This window comes from Escherichia sp. WS2035 (assembly GCF_046487065.1).
GTDB classification, from domain to species: Bacteria; Pseudomonadota; Gammaproteobacteria; order Enterobacterales; family Enterobacteriaceae; genus Escherichia; species Escherichia coli.
The window spans coordinates 1-1,324 of record NZ_JBJQKD010000048.1; the positions used below are offsets into that span (position 1 = coordinate 1).

At 47.8% G+C, this 1,324-nt stretch carries 1 protein-coding gene; it reads left to right on the forward strand.

Annotation, left to right across the window (positions count from 1 at the left end):
* Positions 1-82: 82 nt before the first annotated feature.
* The coding region (locus ACJHX4_RS26690) for a phosphoethanolamine transferase (RefSeq protein WP_410239924.1) at positions 83-1,324 on the forward strand (1,242 nt) is incomplete at its 3' end.

A 1,324-nucleotide genomic window follows, 5' to 3' on the forward strand; every position in this document is an offset into this window, starting at 1 on the left:
GGTTGTCTTTTATCTGTTTTACAGATAATTTCTGATTTTTATTATCCTGTTCTCTTCATAATAATGTTGTCGATATACTCCGATGAATATCAGAAAACTGTTTTGTCCGGGTAACACCCCCCGGATTTTATTGTTTTTATTCTTTTTTGTCGTTTCTGCAATAACCACAATTGCATGCGGATACACTGAGAAGAATGCCACCGGGAATGTGTTGCTGCTGTTCCTTCTTCTGCTCCTTGCACACAGAAATACCCTCACATCCATTACAGCGCTGTTATTTCTGTTCTGTTGTGCACTGTATGCGCCTGCCGGTATGACGTACGGTAAAATCAACAACAGTTTTATTGTCGCGTTGCTGCAGACCACAACTGATGAGGCAGCGGAGTTTACCGGGATGATTCCTGTTTATCATTTTCTGGTCAGTGCCGCGATTCAGGTATTCATGGTGATTTTCTGGCGAACACACCGCCGTGGTCACCGTAACTGGCTGGCACTGCTGCTGTTCGTATTATGCTCAGTAAACAGCTGGCCGTTGCGGATGGTTAAAGGAACTGTTGTGGGGACAACTGACACATTGCGTGAAATGCAGCGTTATAAACAACTGAATCAGCACGGGGCTGACAACTGGAAAATCCTGCCGGGTGTACCGTTGTATGACACGATTGTTATCGTCACTGGTGAGAGTGTGCGCAGGGATTATATGTCGGTATATGGCTATCCCGTGCCAACCACACCGTGGCTGAATACTGCTCCCGGTTTATTTATTGACGGCTATACATCGGCAGCAGCCAGTACTGTGCCTTCCCTGAGCCGGACACTGATTTATGACTATGAGCAGAACCCTGATTCCGGCAACAACGTGGTGGCGCTGGCAGCAAAAGCAGGATACAGCACATGGTGGATATCCAATCAGGGAAAACTGGGAGAGCATGACACACGCATCTCTGTTATTGCTTCTGATGCGGAGCATACCGTTTTCCTCAAGAAAGGCAGCTTCGCTTCCCGTAAAACGGATGACATGTTGTTGTTACAGGAAACAGAACGTGCGCTGGCGGATAAATCCTCTCCGAAGGTGATATTCCTGCACATGATGGGGTCTCATCCGAACCCGTGTGACCGGCTTCACTCCTGGCCGAATAATTACCAGGAGCAGTTCCCCCGGAAGATTGCCTGTTACCTCGCCAGCATCAGTAAACTGGATAACTTTCTCGGGCAGCTTGATGGTATCCTTCGCCGGCATTCCCGTCATTTTGCCATGCTTTACTTTTCTGACCATGGTCTGTCGGTCAGCGACAGTGCTAATCCTGTTCATCATGATGGTCAT